This window comes from Pseudarthrobacter sp. S9 (assembly GCF_050156545.1).
In the GTDB taxonomy this organism is placed as follows: domain Bacteria; phylum Actinomycetota; class Actinomycetes; order Actinomycetales; family Micrococcaceae; genus Arthrobacter.
In genome coordinates this window covers 412,416-432,788 of sequence record NZ_CP189577.1, presented here as the reverse complement: position 1 = coordinate 432,788, position 20,373 = coordinate 412,416, and the positions used below count along the sequence as shown (strand labels likewise).

Here is a 20,373-nt window from a genome sequence, read left to right as displayed (position 1 = left end):
TTGTTCTGGGCCGACCTGGAAGCCCACCATCCGGGGATCGATTCACTGAAGTTCTCCCGCGAGGTCGCCGCGTCATGGAAAAAGCGGGTCATGACCCGTTCCCGCACCAGCATCTCTGCCAACGGTGAGCGGATCGAAAGGACATCGGCACGGCTGGACGGGCGCAGCGTCCTTTCTGCCGTGCGCGCCTTCTACCTCGACCTGGCCGAATGGGCCGATGACGACCCTGCACGGTGGGGCCCGTGGGCGGTGCGTTGCCCGGTCAGCGCCACGGATGTCTCCCACAAAAAAGACCGGTTGGCCCGTAAATCACGCACGGACCAACGCACCCGCGAACGACTGCCGGTGCTGCCGGCACTGATCTCGTGGGTGCAGGCCGAACGGGCACGCACCAGTGACCTGCTCGCCGCCGGCGAACGCACCACTGCCGGTGAACTTTTCACCGCTGCAGGCCAAACGTTGCGCCGCACGGCCATGAAGACCGAAGCCACAGGCCGGGTCTGGGCCGAGGACCCGGAGGGCGGACCACGCCGCGATCTGACCTTCGGAGAGCATCGTGGTTTCTGGACCTGGGCCATGGTCGAGGTGCTGCGCCACACGGGCATCCGCATCGAAGAGCTCGGTGAACTCTCACACCACAGCCTGATCCAATACCGGCTGCCCGACACGGGGGAACTGGTTCCTCTTCTGCAGATCGCCCCTTCCAAGACCGACGCCGAGCGAATACTGGTCATCTCACCCGAACTCGCTGACGTGCTCTCCCAGATCGTCTCCCGGATCCGAGCCGGGCAACCCCACGTCCCACCGGTAGTGTCCTACGACAAAAACGAACGCGTCCACAACCCGCCCCTGCCACTGTTGTTCCAATGGCGCCGGCGCCTGGACAACCGGGCGGTTTCCGAACGGGCGCTCCGCAAATACCTCGATCACGCGCTGCAAGAACTCGGTATCAACGACGGCGGCGGCAACCCGATGCGCTACACCTTCCACGACTTCCGCCGGATCTTCATCACCGATGCGATCATGCACGGCATGCCACCGCACATAGCCCAGCTCGTCGCCGGACACCGAGACATCAACACCACCATGGGATTCAAGGCCGTCTACCCCGAAGAAGTCATCAACGGCCACCGTGAATTCATCGCCCGCCGCCGCGCGCTACGTCCCAGCCAGGAATACCGCACTCCGACCGATGAGGAATGGGCCGAGTTCATCGGCCACTTCGAACACCGCAAGGTCTCCGTCGGTGACTGCGGCCGCTCCTACGACACGCCCTGCATCCACGAGCACAGCTGCCTGCGCTGCCCGCTACTGCGTCCCGATCCCACAGCCAGACCCCGCCTGGCACAGATCCGCGACAACCTCATCGAGCGCATCGCCGAAGCCGAATCCCACCGCTGGCTCGGCGAAGCCGAAGGCCTGAAAGTCAGCCTCGCAGGGGCCCGGGCCAAACTGGCCGAAATGGATCAAATCACCGAGCGCCGCAACACGACCCAACTCGGCATGCCCACCTTCACCCAAGCCGCCGGCCGCACCAACATCAGTCCCCCCGACCCCAGAAACGGCCAGTAATTTGGACGATTCCCCCGCAATTTCTTAGTTCGGAGAAGACGCCAAGGACGCCGCCGTCATCGCCGACCAGGCCCGGATGCGAAATGACCTGCAAGCCCTGCGCGCCGGTGACGAGATCAGCACTGGGCTGCGGATTCTCACGGCCCGTCGGGCCGACAAGTCCGCAGACCGGGTCCGGGCGATCAATCGCCTGCAGGCCCAGCTGCTCGAATACTTCCCCGCGCTGGAACGGGCCTTCGACTACAGCCGTTCCAAGGCCGCCCTGACCCTGTTGACTAAACACCGGACGCCGGACGGGATCCGCCGCGCCGGCCAAGCCAGGATCCACGCATGGCTAAAGAAGCACGGCGCCCGCTCTTCGGCAGCCGTTGCCGCAGCCGCGGTCGAGGCCGCGAAGGCCCAGCACACCATCGTTCCCGCCCAGCATATGGGGGAGTCGATCGTCGCTGCACTCGCCCGGGAGATCCTCACGCTGAACGAGGAACTGGCGGAACTCGATGCTCTGATCAGCGAGAAAGTCACTGAACACCAGCACACGCAGGTGCTGCTGAGCATGCCTGGCTTCGGGCCCGTTCTCGCCGCCGAATTCCTCGGCGCGACAGGTGGCGATCTGACTGTCTTCCAGTCGGCTGACCGGTTCGCAGGCGTCGTCGGACTCGCGCCGGCACCCCGGGATTCCGGAAGAGTCAGCGGAAACCACCACCGGCCCAGACGCTACGACCGCCGCTTGCTGCGAGTCTTTTACCTCTCAGGGCTTTCGGCGTTGAAGTCCTGCCCGGCCTCGCGCCGCTATTATGACCGCAAACGGGTAGAGGGAAAGTCACATATTCAGGCGATGCTGTCTCTTGCCCGGCGCCGGCTCAATGTCCGCTGGGCCATGCTCCGCGACGGCACCACCTACACACCTATCGCAGCACCTACTGCTCCATAACAGCATGAGGGGGCATGCCGTCAGCTGCCTGCCTCATCTAGCACTGGGTGATGACTTCTGTAATTCATTGTCGGGATCGCGTATGCCCAAAAGTTCGATGGGCTCCGACAGTGTGTTCAGACCGTTGTGACTCGGCTACCGGACACGTCGTTCCGATTAGGAGACGGATTGAGCTGTCCCGTAAGGGGATCCCTGAACGGGCGATCAGATGGGGGAATTTGCGGAAGCCGAGAAAGGCGCGCCCCCGCGGACAGCTAAACGGCTGATCGACGCCTGCATGTATACAAACGTGAAGCGCTGTTGGTGCCGGTCATAGAGGTACTTATTTTTGAAAGGCGCGCTTGGTACTTTGGGGGGCAGGTAATCACTTGGTAGGGGTGTCCTTCCGGGAGGGGCCAATTCCCGGTTCAGCGCTGGCCGTTGATGATGTCATCGGCGTTCTGGAATGCCCACGTGGCGAGCGGAACCAACAAGGCGCTCAGCTCGTGGCCACGGCTGGTCAGGCTGTAGTCCACCCTCGGCGGGATGGTCGCCTGGGCGTTACGGTGGACCAGCCCGTCCCGCTCCAGGGTCTTTAGGGTCTGGGCCAGCATTTTCTCGCTGATGCCATCGGCCCTCCGGCGAAGGTCGCTCCAGCGTTGCTCGCCTTCGGACAGGGCTATCAGGATGAGTACTCCCCATTTGCTGGTGATATGGTCCAGCACCGTCCGGCTGGGGCATCCTGCCGGAAAGATGCCCTCAGGAAAGCTCACGGAAAGACTTGTGGCATTGCTACTTACTTTCATGCCTGTACCTTACTTTAAAGTGCGTACTAACGTTTGGGAAGCAATTGTCAGGGGATGAGGTTATGACCGGTGACAGAGTACGAAATGGTGAGAGGAAACCCATGAGCATCGTCATCACAGGCGCAACCGGTCAGCTCGGCCGACACGTTGTTGAAGCATTGCTGGAGCGCAACGTCCCGGCAGAAGAAATTGTGGCCACTGGCCGCTCCATCGAAAAACTGGCCGACTTCGCCGCCCGGGGAGTCCAGGTCAAGTCGATGGATTACGACGACCCTGCCTCCGTGGCCGCTGCCCTCACAGGTGCCCGCAAGGTGCTGTTGATCTCTAGCTCCGAGGTGGGGAAGAATCGGCCGGCCCAGCACCGCACCGTGATCGAGGCCGCCAAGGCTGAGGGTGTTGATCTCCTCGCGTACACGAGCAACGCGAATGCGGACGCCAACAAAACATTGCTTGGGAAAGACCACAAGGCTACCGAGGCGATTCTCGCGGAGGCCGGTGTCCCCTTCACTCTTCTGCGGAACGGGTATTACTTCGAGAACTGGACCGACCAGATCGAAGGGACGCTCGTGCAGGGTGCACTGGTGGGCAGCGCCGGCGACGGTCGGGTCAATGCCGCTACCCGCGCTGACTACGCAGAGGCTGCCGCGACGGTACTTCTCGCCGACGATCAGGCGGGAAAGGTCTACGAGCTCGGTGGTGACGTGGCATTCACGGTGACAGATTTGGCGGCAGAGATAAGTGCCGCCGCCGGCAAGACCATCGTCTACCGGGATCTCCCTGCTCCGGAGTACGTGGCCATGCTGGTCGGAGTCGGAGTGCCGGAAGCATTCGCCGAGATCCTTGCGGACTCGGATCTGGGACTCGCCCGCGGTGACCTCCTGGTCGCCGGCGAAGACCTCCGGACGCTTATCGGACGACCGACCACGACGCTGACCGAAGCTGTGCGCTCAGCGGTCTCCGCCTAGTTTCCCCCAGCCCCGGATCCGAAGGGGCAAAAACGGGCACCCTCATATGGTGCCCGGCGCGCAAATAGGGGCGTCCCACACAGAGATATTCAACCTGTCCCGTAAGCCGGTCCTCCACCGCCCGCGACAGCGCCATCCAGTGCGCTGTTCCAAAAGCCCGCCGTTCCGGTCTGTGGATTTGATCGCTATGTGGCGGCGTTCTGTGATCGCTATATGGCGCATAAGTGTCCCTAAGCCGATCCTCAAATGGGACTGGCCGGCGCTCTGCGTTGGACGGGTCTGTGGACTCCAGCGCTCAATGGCGCTCTTTTTGCGGCGCTATGTGGCGGCTTCGGAGGCGACGTTCTAGCGCTGGCGGCGCCCGCCGCCGGCCACTGTGGGCAGCATCGATCCTGCGGTGTGGACGCCGGAGAGCATCTACGCCGCAGGTTCCGGGTCGCCGCCGAATCGGGCGATGTTCTCCCGCACCCACTGCAATGCGGCGATGACGTCCTGCAGGCCAAGGTTCGTGGCCTCTTCGAGTGCACCGCCATATTGGGAGAGGGAGAGCCACCCGAACGGGCCGAGCCGATAGTTCAGCGACACGCCAACGGCGCGACCGGTCGCGGCGAGTCCGGACGCGTTCGAGGTAGTCTGCGTGTTCGCGCCGAGCTCGTACCCGCCGCCGAAGATGTAGACGACCACAGGGAGGGGCTCGTCGGCTGCATCGTCGGGGGCCCAGACGTTGAGGTTCAGGCAGTCCTCGCTGAAGCCGTTGTCGGCTTCGAGCCAGCTGGTGTCTCCAGCTTGAAGCGGTGCAGGTCCTTTCTGGTCGTAGGGCAGATCGGGGTTGAAGGGCACCAGGGTGGGCCGGCGAAATCGTTCGGCGGTGGCGTAGGGAATACCCAGCCAAGAGCGAACTGCGTGTTCATTCGTAAGGGTGCCGATGGTGTCGGTCATTGGTGAGTCCTTTCCCAGAGCTCAGTCGGGTTCTGGGGTTGTGGAGTTGTTGCCGGTAGAAGCACCTGGACTGGCGGTGCGTTGTTGCGCCCAGAGCTGGAGGCGTTCGGTGATGGCGCGTTCGTACCCGTTGGCGGTGGGTTCGTAGAAGGTCTGCCGGGGCATGCCGTCGGGGAAGTAGTCGGCGCCGGAGAACCCGGTGTCGGTGTCGGGGTCGTACTGGTACCCCTCGCCGTAGCCGAGGTCTCTCATCAGCCGGGTCGGGGCATTGAGAATGTGCGCAGGCGGCATCAGCGATCCGGTGCGTTTCGCGGCGGCGCGCGCCTTGTCGAATCCGCGGTACACGCCGATGGATTTCGGCGCGGTCGCTAGGTAGGTGACAGCTTGGGCGATTGCGAGTTCTCCCTCGGGGGAGCCGAGGCGTTCGTAGACGTCCCAGGCGGCGAGGGCCTGTTGGACGGCGTTCGGGTCGGCCATGCCGATGTCTTCGGTGGCGAAACGGGTGATGCGGCGGGCGATGAAGAGGGGGTCTTCGCCGCCGTCGAGCATCCGGGCCAACCAGTACAGGGCTGCGTCCGGGTCGGAGCCGCGCATCGACTTGTGGAGCGCGGAGATGAGGTTGTAGTGGCCTTCCTGCGCTTTGTCGTACAGCGGTGCCCGTTTCTGCACGGCGGCGGCGAGGGCGGCCGGGTCGACGGGTGCGGGCAGGGCTTGCACCTGCTCAATCATGTTCAGCAGGTACCGGCCGTCACCGTCCGCCATCGCGATCAGCGCCTGCCGGGCATCGTCAGTCAGTGGCAGCGGCCGACCGAGGAGCGCTTCGGCGCGGGTGATGAGGGTGCTGAGTGCGGCGTCGTCCAGGCGCTTCAGCACGAAGACCTGGCTGCGGGACAGGAGTGCGCCGTTGAGTTCGAAGCTGGGGTTCTCCGTGGTCGCGCCGACGAGCACGATGGTGCCGTCTTCCACGTAGGGCAGGAACGAGTCCTGCTGGGCGCGGTTGAAGCGGTGAACCTCGTCGACGAACAGCAGCGTGCCCTGACCGACCTCGCGGCGGCGCCGGGCTGCTTGGAACACTTTTCGCAGGTCGGCGACGCCGGAGAAGGTGGCGGAAAGGGGTTCGAACGCGAAGTCGGTCTGCTTGGCGAGGAGCCGCGCGATCGTGGTCTTCCCGCACCCTGGCGGCCCCCACAGCACCATCGACGCAAGCCGCTGCGCGTCGACCATCCGCCCGATCGGCGCGTCCGCTGCGAGCAGATGGTCTTGTCCGACGACGTCCTGCAGGATGCGCGGACGGAGCCGGTCAGCCAGTGGCCGCGAGGCATCATCGACGTTGAACAGTGACGCCTCCTCGCTCACGACCGGTGCTTCCGGTGGTCGTCGGCGAGGTCGTGGGAATCGTGCACCAGGTCCCCGATCAGCTGCTTAGTGATCCCGGCGCCGGGCCCGATGGAGATCCAGTGGTTCTTGTCGAGGTAGTGCCCCATCGTGATGGTGTCGAAGTCTCGACGGAGCGCATCCCCGTGGTGCGGGTCGACCTTCAGGGTAACGATCTGCAGGTCCGGATCATCGTCGGTGACGATGAGGAACACTCTGTCGTGCACTTTCCACACATCAAGGTGCGGCGTGAAGGGGCGCCCATTGGTGACGTCCTCGAGCGATGCCGCGATGTCACGGGCGTGCTGCTGGAGCTGCTCGCCCGAGAGCGTCACTGGTCCCTCCGGCCGAATGTTTTGGGGTCGACCGGACGCTTCGCGTGCGGCAGGTTCTCGACCACGAGCAGGTAAGACTCGGTGACGAGGTCATCGACAAGCCGCTTCTGCAGGTCCCCTCCGGGATGCAGGGTGATCCAGTGCTGCTTGTTCATGTGGTACCCCGGCGTGATGTCCTCGTGCTGCTCGCGGAGCGCTTTGCCGTCCTCCGGATCCGCCTTGACGATCACGATCGGCTCACCAGTGATGTCGGTGATCAGCATGAAGACCTTGCCGTGGACCTTGAACACCTCCCAGTCCGGCCCGAAAGGATGCTCCAACCCAGCACCCGGAAGCTCCTCGACGCGGTTCCGCGCATGCTGCTGCAGCGTGTCGCCCTGCATGTTCATCTCCTGAGGTCGCTAGCAGGAACAAGCCTACCGAATATGCGTACGATGGTACATACTTGGTCTGACATTGAGGAGGAGCGCATGCGGAAGGGCAAACCGAATGACCCGGAACGCCGAACCCGGATCCTCCGTGCAGCACTGGAAGTCATCGCGTCTGAAGGCGTGCACGCGGCGTCGTATCGACGCATCGCCGCGCAGGCCGGCGTGCCGCTCGGGTCCACGACGTACTACTTCTCCGACCTGGAAACGTTGATCGTCAGCGCGTTCGAGACCCTGCGAGACGGACTCGAACCGCGATACGCGGCCCCAGTGCGCGACGCGCGAACCGACGCCGACATCGTTGACGCACTCGTGGCTGCCACGTGCGGCTCAACGGCCCCAACACTCGACGACATCCGGTTGTACGAGGAAATGCACCGCTACGGTGCACGCAGTCCACGGGTTGCCGACCTCCTCCGCGACTTCCAGGAGGAGTCCCTCGTGATCCTCCGCCGCTCTCTATCGGACGGCGCAGCCCGAGCTGTCGACGCACTCATGTGGGGGTGGTGGAGCTACCGCGCCCTTAACGATGACGACCCACTTGACGAGCGCAGCGTGCACGGTGCGTACCGGGCCCTCGTCACCATGCCCGCCACCGAACGAGAACCATAGAAGGAGCATCACCGGGTCTGACACAATGCGCGCGATCCGACTCACCGGCCCCGTCGCACCTGAAGGATTGACGACGAGCGACGTGCCGATTTCTGACGTGCACCCAGGGGAGGTGCGCATCCGGGTGATGGCGTTCGGGGTGAACGAGTCAGAAGTCACCAGCCGCGAAGGGAAATCCGGTCCAGACTTCTCCTTCCCGCGCATCCTGGGCATCGAAGCCGTCGGCGTCGTCGACGTCGCGGGTGATGGTGTGGACCTTGCGGTAGGACAACAGGTCGTAACGATGATTGGCGGCCTCGGCCGCTCAATCGACGGCAGCTACTCAGAGTACACCGTCGTCGACGCTGCCGACGTTTGATCCTCAACTTCGGCTGCACCGACAACACAGATCGGCATGGGGATCAGCTTTCTGTGTGAGCGGCGGGGGTGGTCGAGGGTGTGGTGGGAAAGGTGACGCAGGTGAGTTCCTCGGATATCGCCCAGAGTCGTCGTTGGGCGGCGAGGTCGTAGGACTGCTCGGTGGAGGTCACAACAGGTCGACTTCCGGACAGAGACGTCGCCTCCTATCCTGGCGGCGGCTTCGCGGCCCTTTGCCGTGTTGCGGACGCGAGGACGACGTGTGCTCCGGCGTCAGCGAGGCCTTTAGCCGTTGCGACTCCCAGCCCGGTGTTGCTGCCGGTGACGATCGCGGTGCGCCCGGCCTGGTCGGGGATGTCCACGTGTGTCCATTTGGTGATGGTGTGCTTTCTTCATGCGCGTGGTGGTGTGTCGAAAGCGTGAGGGCGCGAGGCGGCCGCCGTCTCGCGCCTTCACCGTCATTGGGGTGTTACTCCCACTCGGAGGTCATGCCCTCGGGGTAGCGGGAGCCGAAGCCGCCGGTGGGGAGGATCTCCTTGATGCGTTCGAGGTCCGTCTCGGTGAGGGTGAGGTCGGTGGCGCCGACGTTCTCCTCGACGCGCTTGGCGCTGCGGGTGCCGGGGATCGGGACGATGTGCTCGCACTGGGCGAGCAGCCAGGCGAGGGCGAGCTGCGCGACGGTGGCGTCTTTGGAGGCGGCCAGCTCGGTCAGCTGACGGGTGGCTTTGACGTTCTTCTCGAAGTTGCCGGGCTGCCAGCGGGCGTCGCCACTGCGCATGTCGGTAACGTCGTACTCGGCGGCCGGCTTCGCGGTGCCGGTGAGGAACCCGCGTCCGAGGGGCGAGTAAGGGACGAAGCCGATGCCGAGCTCGTTCAGGGCGGGGAACAGTACCTCGACCTCGCGCTCGAAGAGGGAGTACTCGGTCTGGAGCACCGAGACCGGCTGCACGGCGTGGGCACGGCGCATGGTCTGCGGGCCAACTTCGCTGAGGCCGAAGTACTTGACCTTCCCCGATTCGATGAGTTCCTTCACGGCCCCGGCGACGTCCTCGATGGGGACGTTGGGGTCGGGGCGGTGCTGGTAGAGGACGTCGATGTGGTCCATGCCGAGGTAGCGGAGGCTGTTCTCGACGACCTCACGGATGTGATCCGGGCGGCTGTCGAAGCCGTAGTCGCGGGTCCAGCCGAACTTCGTGGCGATCACGACGTCGTCGCGGAAGTCCTTCACGGCGCGGCCGACGACCTTCTCGTTCTCGCCCCAGCCGTAGACCTCAGCGGTGTCGAAGAACGTGACGCCCAGGTCATAGGCGCGCTGGATGGCGGAGGTTCCACCTTCGGGGTCGGCCGCGCCGTAGGCGACCGAGATTCCCATGGAGCCGTAGCCGATGGCGGAGGTGGTGAGGCCCTGCTGACCCAGTGTGCGTGTATGCTTGAAATGACTTTCTGTTATCGGGCGATGGACTGGTAACGCTCCCACCAGGAGGCGATGGGTCCCAGCGCGTTCTCGGTCCGGAACTTCTCGCTCAGCGGACCGACGAAGCGGATATCGGTGAGTTCGGTGGAGTTGCCCCACATCTTCTGGCCATCGGCGGTCAGGGCGAGGTGCCGGGCGACGGCTTCCTCGTTCTCGTAACGCTCATGCTGCAGGATCGTCCCGTCAGCGCCGCGCGCGAGGGTGTACTCGAGGACGTAGGGCTCCTCCTTCTCAGTGACGGGCAGCACTGCAGCGAGGTACTTCTCGAAGAGGTCCTGATCGAGCACACGGTAGGTGAAGAAAAAGTCGATCTGATCAGTGGTTGGCATAGCTACTCCCTTTTTAGGTGGGCCGGGCGCCCACGGCCGCTGTGCATGAGGTGCCCCGATGTGTTGATCGTGATGTGGCACCCGACCTCATTGATTACCTTTCGGCACTGTCAGTATATGTGCTTTGTGTCAGTCACTGTCAAGTAGGGCGTTGTATGATGTGAATGTGAGTGAGACTATGAGCCCGGGGCGAGGGCTGAGGCAGCGGACGCGAGACGCGGTGCGGCAGCAGATCGCGGAGGTGGCTCTCGTGATGTTTGACGAGCAGGGCTTCGATGAGACCACTGTCGACCAGATAGCGGCAGCGGTCGACATCTCACCGCGGAGTTTCTTCCGGTACTTCGCCTCCAAGGAGGACGTCGTGCTGGGAGACCCGATGGTCTACGGCGAACCAGTTAGACAGCGTCTTACTCAGGCCCTGGAATCGATGCCGGTCTGGAATGCCCTCCGAGCGGCATTCCAAGCGGCCGTTGAGATCAGCGAATCGAACCCCGAGTGGGCCTTGCGCGCGACGCGCGTGATGATCTCCACCCCGTCTCTGCGTGCTCGAAACACAGAGAAGCACTTGGCTTGGATGACCGTTCTCGTGCCCCCCGTCGCCGACGCCTTGACGGGCACAGAAGACGAACGGCAGTATCACGCACGGGCAATCACATTGTGTGCTCTCACGTGCTTCGACGTGGCCTCTGCCGAACTAGTCCACCGCGGGGGTGCCGTGGAAACTGGGGTGCTACTCGACGACGCTTTCCGGATGCTCAGACCGGCCGCACTGGTCGATTAGAGCCACCCTCGAGTTCGGCATCGATCACGTCTTGAAATACAACAGCTTTTCAAGACACCCCTCCCTGGCCCAGATGAGCCGGTCGAGTTGGCGGAAAAGCCGGACTTCTTATGTCTCGGAAACGCATCTCACCATGAAACGTCTCACCGGCGGTACATCGTGGACTTTTCGAGTCAGAATGGCCTGGTGAGACAACTGGGCTACACGCGCGTCAGTACTTTCAGCCAGGATGCTCAGCGGCAGCTGGACGCCCTGGTTGATGCCGGCGTGCAGAAACGCGACGTCTTCGCCGACGTGACTTCGGGAAGCAAGACCGCCATCGAGCGGCCCGGAATGAAGAGGCTCCTAGAGTACGCCGAAGAGGGCGACACCGTTGTTGTGTGGCGTGTCGACCGGTTAGGCCGGTCCCTGCTCGACGTGCTCAACACCGTGACCCTGCTGCGCAACAGCGGCGTCCACGTCAGATCCATCTCGGACGGCATCGATCCGGCGACTTCGACGGGCCGGCTGATGCTGAATATGCTTGCCACCCTCGCCGAGTATGAGCGTGAGCTGATCATCGAGCGGGTCAACGCCGGCATCGCCGCCGCCAGGCAGAACGGGACACGCTTTGGCCGGCCGGTGTCCGACCCGGCCGTCATCGCGGACAAGCTGGCAATTGCCCAGGACGCCCGCGCGAAGGGGCGCACCGCCGAAGACGCCGCCCGGCTCGTGGGCTGGAGCCGCGCAACGCTCTACCGACACCAGCAAGCCCTCGCTGCACGCCAGGACAGCACCCTGTAGGTGCTCTTGAACGGCGGGTGACGGGGCCCTCGTTTCCTGGCCTCGCCTAAGTAGCGCCCTGAGTTGGGTGAACGGTCCTCGCTGCGCTCGGGCTGTAAAAGCGTTTTTCTGTTTTTTGCTGCTGTCCTTATGGTGTTGTCGGGTGGTTCCGTGGCCGTTGTAGGGTCGTGGCTACCCGGGGGAGGCGGGTATGGCTTTGTTGCTGTGGCCGGACGACTCGCGCGTGACGGCTTCGTAGGATTGGCCGCCCGCCACCCCGCGATGACCCGACCGCTGATTGAGAGACGCGACATGATCGCCGGATAAGGACACGACGGCGCGGTTATCTGCCGGGTTCCACCCATCCGAGAGACTGGAGGCTGTTTTGGCGAAATTGTGGGCCGGTATCGATGCCGGCAAAGCCCACCATCACTGCGTCGTGATCGACACCGACGGAAACCGGCTGTTCTCGCAAAAAATCCCCAACGACGAACCAGCCCTGCTGGAGCTCATCGCCGACGTCCTGAAACTCGGCGACGGGGACGAGGTCATCTGGGCAACGGACCTGAATCACGGCGGACCGGCGCTGCTGATCGCCATCCTCGTCGCCGACGGCCAGAACGTCCTCTACATCCCGGGCCGGGTCGTCCACCACGCTTCCAAGCTCTACCGCGGCGAAGGCAAAACGGACGCTAAAGACGCGGCTGTGATCGCTGACCAGGCCCGGATGCGCCGGGACCTGCAGCCGCTGCGGGCCGGGGACGAGATCAGCACCGGGCTGCGGATCCTCACCGCCCGCCGGGCCGACAAATCCGCGGACCGGGTCCGGGCGATCAACCGGCTCCAGGCCCAGCTGCTCGAATACTTCCCGGCCCTGGAACGGGCCTTTGACTACAGCCGCTCCAAAGCCGCCCTGCTGCTGCTAACCAAACACCGCACCCCGGACGGGATTCGCCGCACCGGCCAGGCCAGGCTGCACGCGTGGCTGAAGAAACACGGCACCCGCTCCTCCGCCGCCGTCGCCGTAGCAGCGGTCGAGGCCGCGAAATCCCAGCACACCACCGTCCCCGCCCAACACATGGGGGAGGTGATCGTCGCCGCCCTCGCACAGGAAATCATCACCCTGAACAAAGAACTCGCCGACCTCGACGCGCTGATCAGTCAGAAGGTCACCGAACACCGGCACACACGGACCCTGCTCAGCATGCCCGGCTTCGGCCCCGTCCTCGCCGCCGAATTCCACGGCGCCACCGGCGGAGACCTCACCGTCTTTGAAACCGCCGACCGGTTCGCCGGCGTCGCCGGACTGGCGCCCGTTCCCAGGGACTCCGGCCGCATCAGCGGCAACCACCACCGCCCCCGCCGCTACGACAGACGGCTGCTGCGCGTCTTCTACCTCTCCGGCCTCTCGGCCCTGAAATCCTGCCCCGCCTCCCGGACCTACTACGACCGCAAACGCGCCGAAGGAAAAACCCACATCCAGGCCATGCTCTCCCTCGCCCGGCGCCGCCTCAACGTCCTGTGGGCGATGCTCCGAGACGGCACCACCTACACCCGGCTCCCCGCATCGGCGCCACCATTGGCCGTCTGACCGAGTCGGTCCCGCCCCGAAATCAGCGCCGCAGACTCAAGCGGCACCGTTTTTCTCCACGATTTCCGAGGTATGGCCCCCTCGAGGCGGTATTGCCGGCCTGGGTTGCTATCCCGTCCGACAAACCCGGGATCGGACCCGTGGCGGAGCGTTATCTATGTGACCGATAAATGACACCCCTGCGGAATACTGCGCGCTGGACATCCCGCGAGGAATGAGTCAAGAATGAGCCGGCGGGTGTCGGCGAAACTCCCTGTGCTCCCGGCCGGGCTCGTCCAGCCCGGCGGATCCGATCGTTGGAGGCAGGATATGAAGGCTGTGGTTGTCGGGGCGGGCATTGCGGGCCTCGTCGCGGCCCGCCAGCTCGGTTTGGCCGGGTGGAACGTCGACATCCTCGAGAAGTCAGCAGCTCCGCGCCCCGATGGCTACATGATGGACTTCTTTGGTCCGGGCGTGGAGGCGGCGGAGAGGATCGGCCTCTACCCGCGGCTCGCCGCGGTGGCCTACCACGTCGAGGCCGCCGAATATGTCGATGCAACAGGACACCCCACCTCCAGCCTCGATTACGACCAGTTCGCCCGGCTTGCCGGCGGCAAGGTCCTGAGCCTGCTGCGTCCCGACATGGAGCGCGCCGCCCTCGCTGCGCTCGACGACGTCGCCTCCGGCCGGGTGCGAATCCGTTACGGGGCGCCGGTATCCCAGGTATGGACGGACGTCGACGGCGTGCGGGTCGCCGTCGATGGCCCGCCGGACGTGACGGTCGCCGCGGACGTCCTCGTCGGCGCCGATGGTATCCATTCCGGAGTGCGCGCCCAGGTCTTCGGCCCCGAAGAGGAGTACCTGCGCCCCCTGGGCATGCGGGCTGCCGCGTTCATTGTGACCGAACCGGTCCTGAATGCCCGCTTCCGGGACCGGTTCGTCCTCACCGACAGCATCGACCGGATGGCCGGGCTCTACAGCCTCCGCTCGGACGAGGTGGCGGCATTCATGGTCTACCGGGATGCCACAGCCGCGCCAGGGCACCAGCGCTCCGAGAGTCCGCGGGAGCGGCTGCGCCGCGAGTTCGCCGGGCTCGGCGATGCGGTCGACCGGCTGCTGGAGCTGTGCCCCGAGCATCCGTACGACGATGTCGTCGCGCAGATTGTCATGCCGGGCTGGCAGCGGGGGCGGACCGTTCTCGTGGGGGACGCCTGCGGGGCCGTGTCGCTTCTCGCGGGTCAGGGCGGCTCGCTCGCCATCGCCGGTGCCGCGTTGCTGGGGGACGTCCTGGGACCGGTCGACTCACCTGAGGGGATCGGCCCGGCCCTCGCCGAATTCGAGCGTCGCTGGCGACCCGTGGTCGAGGAGGCACAGGCGGCCGGGAGGCGCACCGCGTCATCGTTCTTACCCGCAAACAGGACCCAGCGCCTCCTGCGTCGGTGGATCATACGGGCCACCCATCTGCCGGGAATCGACCGGCTGGTGGCCCGCCAGATCGTGGGCAGAATCGCCAAATAGGCCGCGACCGGCATCGGTCGTCCAGAAGAGCGTCGGGAATCGGCCGAGAGCTGCCTTGGAATGCTCCGCGTCGCGGTGGTGGCCAGCATCGTGCCTCAGCACAACCCGCCCTGCCGTTACTGCACCGGAACTAAGGTGGGGAACAAGCGCCACTGCGGAGTCGTTGCACTCGGGACGACAACCAGGGAACGAGGAACGGATCATGACCGCTGATTATGATGAACTGCGCACCGACGTTAAGGAAACGCAGGATAAGTCCCTTGAGGCACTAAAGTCCGCCAACGCCCCTGACGCGCTCAGCGTGGTCCGGGAACTCGACGCACCCGATGATGCTGACGCTCTCGGCGTTCCGGGCGGCGAAATCGTAGCTGAGGAACTCACCGTTCAGGTCGTCCCCCAAGCCACGGACGAGTTTACGTGCCACTCCTGCTTCCTGGTCCGGCACCGCTCCCAAATGGCCCGGGAACACGACGGTCACCAATATTGCCTGGAATGCGAAGGCTAACCGCCCCGTTCGGCGTTCGAGCACCAATCCCGGACACCACGCCGGAGCCCGCCGATGGTGAAGGCGCTGACCATTGCCGGTTCTGTTGCTACCAGATGGCCGAGCACCACGAAGAAAATGATGACAGCCAGGACCTTCGTCGGCCCGTCCAGCCGCCGGGCCAGTACTTCAGCTCGGCGAAGCCTGCCGCTTCCCGCAGATGCACCCGAGGCCTCGGCACTGGGCCTCCGCTTGCAGCACCTCAGATTCGCTGAGGCGGTTTCTGCGCAGTTGGGCATGCTGCAGTTCTCCAAAAACAACGAGTGCCACGGGCTTGGATGTCACAGCAGACCTGTCCCCGGGCACATGCGAGGACGCCCACGCGACGACGAACTGCAGGCCCGCGAGCAGCGCCAACGCCGTCAGACCCTCAAAAAGGCAACGTCAGAACTGAGCAGGATCGTCGCGAGCGAGGATCCCCAGACGACCGTCACAATGAAATCGAACGCGTCCAACTGCCCAACGTCCTCTTGCCCGAAACCCGCAGGACCACCACCAGGGCAGCATGCGAAACTGACCCGATGATCAGGGCACGGAGAATATCCGCCCAGGAATCAAACCACGTACGTTTCATGCTCCTTCGATAAGGGAGTCCGGCTGATAGCAGGGACAGGGCAACGTCGTTGACAGTACGCTGGGTATTTCCGGTTCGGTTAGCTGCAAGCCTAAGGACGGTAGGAGGGGAATTGACTCGCCCGTCGATAGGTCGTTTTTGTCCAGGAAGAGCAGGAGCTTATGACTGAAGCGCCTTCACTACAGGCGGACCGCTGCTGATGAACGGGCGGGCCGCGCACTTGCTGGATGCGCTGCGGAGCCAGTTATGGCCTCTCCCGGCGTTGGCGGTTGCCCTCGCCGTGGCGCTGGGTGTGGCGTTGCCTGCTTTGGATTCCGCTGTCGATGGCCAGCTGCCCGGGAATGTCGGTGTATTTCTCTTCAGCGGAGGCCCGGAAGCGGCCAGATCGGTCCTGCAAGCCATCTCGGGGTCCCTGATCACGGTGACGTCGCTGACCTTCTCGCTCACCGTGGTCACGCTGCAGCTGGCCAGCAGCCAGTTCTCGCCGCGGCTGCTGCGGACTTTCACTTCGGACCGGTTCGTGCACGGAACGCTGGCCCTCTTTCTGGCATCCTTCGCCTTCGCGCTGACCGTCCTGCGCAGCGTCCGGGACGAAAGCAACGGAAACACCGCCTTCGTACCGGAAATTTCGGTCACCCTCGCGTTCGCCCTTGCCATAGCCAGCGTCGTCGGGCTGGTGCTTTTCCTGGCGCATCTCACCCGGGAAATCCGTGTGGAAACCATGATGCGCAAGGTCAACGGGGAAACCCGGGAGACCATCGACCGGGTCTTTCCCGAGGACCGCCCAGGACGCGGGCCCGAACCCGTCCCGGCGTCCGGCGCCTTCCTCATCAAATCCAGCTCCTCAGGCTTCCTGACCTCGCTGGATAAAGGCGCACTCCTGCAGGCCGCGGAAGATTCCGGTGCCGTGGTACGGATAGACCGGGAACCGGGCATCTCCCTGGTGGAGGGCGTTCCCTTCGCTACCGCCTGGCCGGCCGATCCGGGAGGAATATTAGGACACGAGGCCCGCGAGAAGCTGACCAAAGATGTCAATGCCGCTGTGGCAACAGGGTATGAACGCACCAACGTCCAGGACGTCGGGTTCGGGTTCCGGCAACTCGTTGATGTCGCCGCGCGGGCACTCTCGCCGGGCATCAACGACCCCACCACGGCAGTGCACGTCATCGGGCACCTCTCGGCCCTGCTGTGCCGGCTGGCGGGAAGGAACCCCGGCCCGGAGCACGTGACCGACGACGACGGGCGCGTCAGGGTGGTGCTGTCACTTCCCACGCTCCGGGACCTGCTCGACATGGCGATGAACCAGCCCCGGCAATACGGCGCCGGGGACGCGGCCGTCGCGGACCGCCTCCTGGGGCTCCTTCACGAACTTGCATGGTGCGACCCGAAGGGCCAGTACCGGACGGAAATCCTGGACCACCTGGGCCGCATGCGCAACGCCATCGGCGCCGCGGATTACTCGGCACCCGAACGAAAGAGCCTGCTGGACAAGGCCGACTCCATCGGAACCCGGCAGCCATAGAACCGGCAACCCAACGGGGTTCTTCCGTGGCAAAAGTAATACACGTGTGACCAACCGGATGGAGATCCGAAGAAAGGCTCGTAGACGTGTCCAGCAGGAAGTGGGGATGGCCGCGCTGAGTTGGCCTTCGCTTGGGATGCTTCGCTGCCTCGTTTCGCTGCGAAGCGCTTTCGTGTGTTTCCTCGCGGCTCTTCTCCTCACGGGGGCCGCCTCGTACACCCACGGCAGCCGGTACGCCATCGTTGGACACAGCCCCTTTCAGTCAGTGGGGGCCCCATCACCCGGCCCTGAAGGAGTTGAGGCAGGGGCTCTTCCGTCGGCAACTTCACCCGGCCCGGGTGAGATGCGGTCGTCGGCTTCTCAGACTGTCCGCGTGGTCCATCAGGCAGGCCCCTGTGGTGACCCCGAGTCGATGGAGCGGGACTGCTGCGAACGGAGGCAGGCTCCGCGCGGCGAGCCGGCCCCGCTGAAGACAGGGGCGGTGGACCCGCCCGCTTTGCTCCAGCGGCAGCCCGGTGCAGGACTTCTTTCCAGCGCTGTCCCCCGGAGCCGGATCTTCCGGCGCTCACGGTGGTTCAGCTTTCCATCAGCAGGACGTAACACGGCTCGCCGTTGCAATGCACCACCACCTGGCTGAATAGACCTGGAAAAGAGAAACCAATGACACATGTACAGTCCATGCTGGACGCCCACCCTCTGGGCACGGGGAGCGTCGATAAGGCCAAACTAGTCGAATGCATCCAGGCATGCTTTGAGTGCGCCCAAACGTGCACTGCGTGCGCCGACGCCTGCCTTAGTGAAGAGATGGTCGCCGAGCTAACCAAATGCATCCGCACCAACCTCGACTGCGTCGACATCTGCGTGGCCACCGGAAAGATCCTCTCCCGCCATCCGGGCCACAACGCTGATATCACCCGTGCGGTGCTCCAAGCCTGCCGCACCGCATGCAGGGCCTGCGCCGATGAATGCGGGCAACACGCCTCGATGCACCGCCACTGCGAGGTGTGCGCTGAAGCCTGCCGTCGTTGTGAGCAGGCCTGTGCCGACCTCCTCGCATCGCTGGGCTGAATACGGGAGCCGGCCATGGCACAGCTAAAGAGAGCAGCACCAGAGCGGCTCCCAGCAGATCCGCTGCTGCGGCGAATGCTGGCCACACACATTCACTGCGGGGAGGTGATGCAGTTGGTCGCCCCAGGGCAGACGCCCTCCGTTGGATTGCCGGAAGGGAAGAACGACGGCGGCCTCCTCACCTACCGGTGCGCCTGCGGTTTCAGTTTCGACCGGAGACAGGACTGACACCGGACGTCCGCAAATCGGCGGCAGGCCGGGGGCTGAGACAAACTTCCCGGCGTGTTCAAAGGTCCTCCATCCGTGGGTGCCCGGGCATGTGAAAATTCTGGAGTTAAGGCGGTTTTTCGTGTGGGTAATTGACCGGAAGGGGAGCTTTGTGGCGAGATGCCGTGGTCCTGGAGTTTTCTCACGCTGAGGCTGCAAGTGAAGGGTTTGTCCATGCGGCTGGGGGTCGCGGATCAGGATGAGGGCTCCGGGCACCGTGGCGCCGCGGACACTAGGCTGGCGGTATGGGACAACGCACGGTGCTGATCTGCGGGGCAGGGATCGCCGGCCCCACCCTGGCGTACTGGCTTGCCCGCCACGGCTTCCAGCCGACGGTGGTCGAACGCGCCCAGGGATTGCGCTCCAGCGGCAGCCCGGTGGACGTGCATGGCGGGGCCACCGAGGTGGCCCGGCGGATGGGCATCCTGCCGCGCCTGCGCGATGCCGCCACCCAGGCGCCGGGCCTGACTTTCGTGACCCCATCCGGGCGTCGGGTCGGCCCGCTGCGGCTCGGCCGGCCCCGCGGCGACGACCTCGAGGTACCCCGGGCTGACCTCGCGGCGATCCTTTGCGAGGCTGTAGGAGACGATGCCGAGTTCCTGTTCGGGGACTCGGTCACCGCGCTGGACGCGGATGACGGCGGTGTCGACGTCACCTTTGAGCGCGCGGCCCCGCGCCGGTTCGACCTGGTGGTCGGCGCCGACGGACTGCACTCCACGGTGCGGGCTCTGGTGTTCGGCCCCGAAACCGTTTTCGTCCGGCATCTCGGCCTTTACGTCGCCACGCTATCGCTCGGCCGCCCCGCAGCCGACCCCGGAACGGTGGTCATGTACAACCAGCCGGGCCGGTCGCTGACCATCCATCCCGTCCGCGGAACCGCCGGGGCCGGCTTCATCTTCCGAGGCCCGCCCGGCCTGGACTACCGCGAGATCCAGGCCCAGCAACGGATCGTTCTCGAGACCTACACCGCGCACGACTGGCCGGTGCCTGAACTGCCCGACCTGTGGGAGCAGGTGAGCGCCGCCGAGGACCTGTACTTCGACGCCGTCAGCCAGGTCCGGCTGCCGGGCTGGTCCCGGGGACGGGTAACCCTGCTCGGCGACGCCGCGTCCTGCGTAGCTTTGTTCGGCGACGGGTCCAGCCTCGCCATGACTGGGGCCACCACCCTCGCCGGAGCCCTGGCCGGCACCCCCGGTGACCCCACCACCGCGCTACGCGGTTACGAATCACGCCACCGCAAGCTGGCCAACTCCGGCCAGCGCGGCCACGTCCTGGCCGCCGCGCTGCTCGTCCCCGCGACCCGAACCGGTCTTACTGCCCGCAACCTCACCGCCCACCTACTGCCTCAATGAGCACCGAAACCAGCGCGGGCCGCCGCCAACTGGAAACTCCCGCAAAGGCGCCCCGGCTGGCCGCATGAGAAAGTTGTCCGTGCCGAGGCGATCCGGGACTGAATTCGTCGCCCGGACGTGACCCAGCCACAGCCTTCCGCGCGGCGCCAGCACTGGGACTTACCCGACAGAGGACGCGGGCTTGCGGGAGGAGTACCCTGTGAATATCCGTCCGGCACGGACGGACGCCTTCGGTGTTAGGGGATGAAAATCGTGGCTGCTGATCCAGCGCCGGGTCCATCAACGGGGCCGCACCCCGCCTCGCGTCCGGTCAA

19 protein-coding genes and 3 pseudogenes are annotated in these 20,373 nt (G+C 64.9%); 13 read left to right on the top strand and 9 right to left on the bottom strand.

Annotation, left to right across the window (positions count from 1 at the left end):
* Positions 1-1,572 (top strand): tyrosine-type recombinase/integrase, encoded by a 1,572-nt coding sequence (locus ACQCSY_RS24155; RefSeq protein ID WP_427136423.1) that lies wholly within the window; start codon positions 1-3, stop codon positions 1,570-1,572.
* A gap of 37 nt (positions 1,573-1,609) precedes the next feature.
* Positions 1,610-2,503: pseudogene (locus tag ACQCSY_RS24150) on the top strand (IS110 family transposase); the annotation flags it as partial.
* A 407-nt stretch (positions 2,504-2,910) separates the two neighbouring features.
* On the opposite strand, the gene ACQCSY_RS24145 reads toward ACQCSY_RS24150, so the two are convergent.
* Positions 2,911-3,288: a winged helix-turn-helix transcriptional regulator gene (locus ACQCSY_RS24145; RefSeq protein WP_427136421.1), complete on the bottom strand. Its 378-nt coding sequence runs from the start codon at positions 3,286-3,288 to the stop codon at positions 2,911-2,913.
* Positions 3,289-3,389: 101 nt separating this feature from the next.
* Here ACQCSY_RS24145 and ACQCSY_RS24140 point away from each other — a divergent pair, with 101 nt between their 5' ends.
* A complete protein-coding gene (locus tag ACQCSY_RS24140; RefSeq protein WP_427136419.1) occupies positions 3,390-4,253 on the top strand; it encodes an SDR family oxidoreductase in 864 nt (287 codons plus the stop codon).
* Positions 4,254-4,682: 429 nt separating this feature from the next.
* Here the strand turns inward: ACQCSY_RS24140 and ACQCSY_RS24135 are convergent.
* The 4 genes and pseudogenes from ACQCSY_RS24135 to ACQCSY_RS24120 form a co-directional block, all read right to left on the bottom strand.
* Positions 4,683-5,192: pseudogene (locus ACQCSY_RS24135) on the bottom strand (carboxylesterase family protein); the annotation flags it as partial.
* Between the two features lie 21 nt (positions 5,193-5,213).
* Entirely contained in the window at positions 5,214-6,548 is a 1,335-nt protein-coding gene (locus ACQCSY_RS24130) for a replication-associated recombination protein A (protein WP_427136417.1), read from the bottom strand.
* Positions 6,545-6,901, bottom strand: coding sequence for an MmcQ/YjbR family DNA-binding protein (locus ACQCSY_RS24125; protein ID WP_427136415.1), 357 nt, complete (start codon positions 6,899-6,901; stop codon positions 6,545-6,547). Before ACQCSY_RS24125 ends, ACQCSY_RS24130 begins: the two co-directional genes overlap by 4 nt.
* The gene (locus ACQCSY_RS24120) at positions 6,898-7,284 is read right to left on the bottom strand and encodes an MmcQ/YjbR family DNA-binding protein (protein ID WP_427136413.1); all 387 of its coding nucleotides are present in this window, start codon (positions 7,282-7,284) and stop codon (positions 6,898-6,900) included. Before ACQCSY_RS24120 ends, ACQCSY_RS24125 begins: the two co-directional genes overlap by 4 nt.
* An 87-nt stretch (positions 7,285-7,371) precedes the next feature.
* On the opposite strand from ACQCSY_RS24120, the gene ACQCSY_RS24115 reads away from it, so the two are divergent.
* The gene (locus ACQCSY_RS24115; RefSeq protein ID WP_427136411.1) at positions 7,372-7,941 is read left to right on the top strand and encodes a TetR/AcrR family transcriptional regulator; all 570 of its coding nucleotides are present in this window, start codon (positions 7,372-7,374) and stop codon (positions 7,939-7,941) included.
* Between the two features lie 25 nt (positions 7,942-7,966).
* The gene (locus tag ACQCSY_RS24110; RefSeq protein ID WP_427136409.1) at positions 7,967-8,299 is read left to right on the top strand and encodes an alcohol dehydrogenase catalytic domain-containing protein; all 333 of its coding nucleotides are present in this window, start codon (positions 7,967-7,969) and stop codon (positions 8,297-8,299) included.
* Positions 8,300-8,342: 43 nt separating this feature from the next.
* Here the strand turns inward: ACQCSY_RS24110 and ACQCSY_RS24105 are convergent, their stop codons facing one another.
* The 4 genes and pseudogenes from ACQCSY_RS24105 to ACQCSY_RS24090 all read right to left on the bottom strand — a co-directional run bounded on the left by ACQCSY_RS24105 (position 8,343) and on the right by ACQCSY_RS24090 (position 10,101).
* The gene (locus ACQCSY_RS24105) at positions 8,343-8,471 is read right to left on the bottom strand and encodes a hypothetical protein (protein WP_427136407.1); all 129 of its coding nucleotides are present in this window, start codon (positions 8,469-8,471) and stop codon (positions 8,343-8,345) included.
* Positions 8,472-8,505: 34 nt separating this feature from the next.
* Positions 8,506-8,678, bottom strand: a pseudogene (locus ACQCSY_RS24100) (SDR family NAD(P)-dependent oxidoreductase); the annotation flags it as partial.
* An 89-nt stretch (positions 8,679-8,767) separates the two neighbouring features.
* Complete coding sequence (locus ACQCSY_RS24095; protein ID WP_427136405.1) at positions 8,768-9,670, bottom strand: aldo/keto reductase; 903 nt, start codon at positions 9,668-9,670, stop codon at positions 8,768-8,770.
* A 74-nt stretch (positions 9,671-9,744) separates the two neighbouring features.
* Positions 9,745-10,101: a hypothetical protein gene (locus ACQCSY_RS24090; RefSeq protein ID WP_427136403.1), complete on the bottom strand. Its 357-nt coding sequence runs from the start codon at positions 10,099-10,101 to the stop codon at positions 9,745-9,747.
* Between the two features lie 166 nt (positions 10,102-10,267).
* Between ACQCSY_RS24090 and ACQCSY_RS24085 the strand changes: the two genes are divergently transcribed.
* The 8 genes from ACQCSY_RS24085 (at position 10,268) to ACQCSY_RS24050 (ending at position 20,059) form a co-directional block, all read left to right on the top strand.
* Positions 10,268-10,882: a TetR family transcriptional regulator gene (locus ACQCSY_RS24085; protein WP_427136401.1), complete on the top strand. Its 615-nt coding sequence runs from the start codon at positions 10,268-10,270 to the stop codon at positions 10,880-10,882.
* Positions 10,883-11,068: 186 nt separating this feature from the next.
* On the top strand, positions 11,069-11,665 hold the full coding sequence (locus ACQCSY_RS24080) for a recombinase family protein (RefSeq protein ID WP_427136399.1): 597 nt from the start codon (positions 11,069-11,071) through the stop codon (positions 11,663-11,665).
* 364 nt (positions 11,666-12,029) lie between these two features.
* Positions 12,030-13,235 carry an IS110 family transposase gene (locus ACQCSY_RS24075; protein ID WP_427136397.1) on the top strand — a complete coding sequence of 402 codons (1,206 nt, stop codon included), beginning with the start codon at positions 12,030-12,032 and terminating at the stop codon, positions 13,233-13,235.
* A 309-nt stretch (positions 13,236-13,544) separates the two neighbouring features.
* On the top strand, positions 13,545-14,732 hold the full coding sequence (locus ACQCSY_RS24070; protein ID WP_427136395.1) for an FAD-dependent monooxygenase: 1,188 nt from the start codon (positions 13,545-13,547) through the stop codon (positions 14,730-14,732).
* 202 nt (positions 14,733-14,934) lie between these two features.
* Positions 14,935-15,237, top strand: coding sequence for a DUF4193 domain-containing protein (locus ACQCSY_RS24065; RefSeq protein ID WP_427136393.1), 303 nt, complete (start codon positions 14,935-14,937; stop codon positions 15,235-15,237).
* Between the two features lie 812 nt (positions 15,238-16,049).
* The gene (locus tag ACQCSY_RS24060) at positions 16,050-17,372 is read left to right on the top strand and encodes a DUF2254 domain-containing protein (RefSeq protein ID WP_427136391.1); all 1,323 of its coding nucleotides are present in this window, start codon (positions 16,050-16,052) and stop codon (positions 17,370-17,372) included.
* Between the two features lie 660 nt (positions 17,373-18,032).
* Positions 18,033-18,440 carry a four-helix bundle copper-binding protein gene (locus ACQCSY_RS24055; RefSeq protein WP_427136389.1) on the top strand — a complete coding sequence of 136 codons (408 nt, stop codon included), beginning with the start codon at positions 18,033-18,035 and terminating at the stop codon, positions 18,438-18,440.
* Positions 18,441-18,952: 512 nt separating this feature from the next.
* A complete protein-coding gene (locus tag ACQCSY_RS24050) occupies positions 18,953-20,059 on the top strand; it encodes an FAD-dependent monooxygenase (protein WP_427136387.1) in 1,107 nt (368 codons plus the stop codon).
* The last annotated feature ends 314 nt before the right edge of the window (positions 20,060-20,373 follow it).

Coding starts and splice junctions, on each gene's coding strand:
- ACQCSY_RS24055 (WP_427136389.1), top strand. CDS start 18,033: ATGACACATGTACAGTCCATGCTGGACGCCCACCCTCTGGGCACGGGG.
- ACQCSY_RS24065 (WP_427136393.1), top strand. CDS start 14,935: ATGACCGCTGATTATGATGAACTGCGCACCGACGTTAAGGAAACGCAG.
- ACQCSY_RS24090 (WP_427136403.1), bottom strand. CDS start 10,101: ATGCCAACCACTGATCAGATCGACTTTTTCTTCACCTACCGTGTGCTC.
- ACQCSY_RS24070 (WP_427136395.1), top strand. CDS start 13,545: ATGAAGGCTGTGGTTGTCGGGGCGGGCATTGCGGGCCTCGTCGCGGCC.
- ACQCSY_RS24095 (WP_427136405.1), bottom strand. CDS start 9,670: ATGGGAATCTCGGTCGCCTACGGCGCGGCCGACCCCGAAGGTGGAACC.
- ACQCSY_RS24140 (WP_427136419.1), top strand. CDS start 3,390: ATGAGCATCGTCATCACAGGCGCAACCGGTCAGCTCGGCCGACACGTT.
- ACQCSY_RS24145 (WP_427136421.1), bottom strand. CDS start 3,288: ATGAAAGTAAGTAGCAATGCCACAAGTCTTTCCGTGAGCTTTCCTGAG.
- ACQCSY_RS24050 (WP_427136387.1), top strand. CDS start 18,953: ATGGGACAACGCACGGTGCTGATCTGCGGGGCAGGGATCGCCGGCCCC.
- ACQCSY_RS24120 (WP_427136413.1), bottom strand. CDS start 7,284: ATGCAGGGCGACACGCTGCAGCAGCATGCGCGGAACCGCGTCGAGGAG.
- ACQCSY_RS24115 (WP_427136411.1), top strand. CDS start 7,372: ATGCGGAAGGGCAAACCGAATGACCCGGAACGCCGAACCCGGATCCTC.
- ACQCSY_RS24060 (WP_427136391.1), top strand. CDS start 16,050: ATGAACGGGCGGGCCGCGCACTTGCTGGATGCGCTGCGGAGCCAGTTA.
- ACQCSY_RS24110 (WP_427136409.1), top strand. CDS start 7,967: ATGCGCGCGATCCGACTCACCGGCCCCGTCGCACCTGAAGGATTGACG.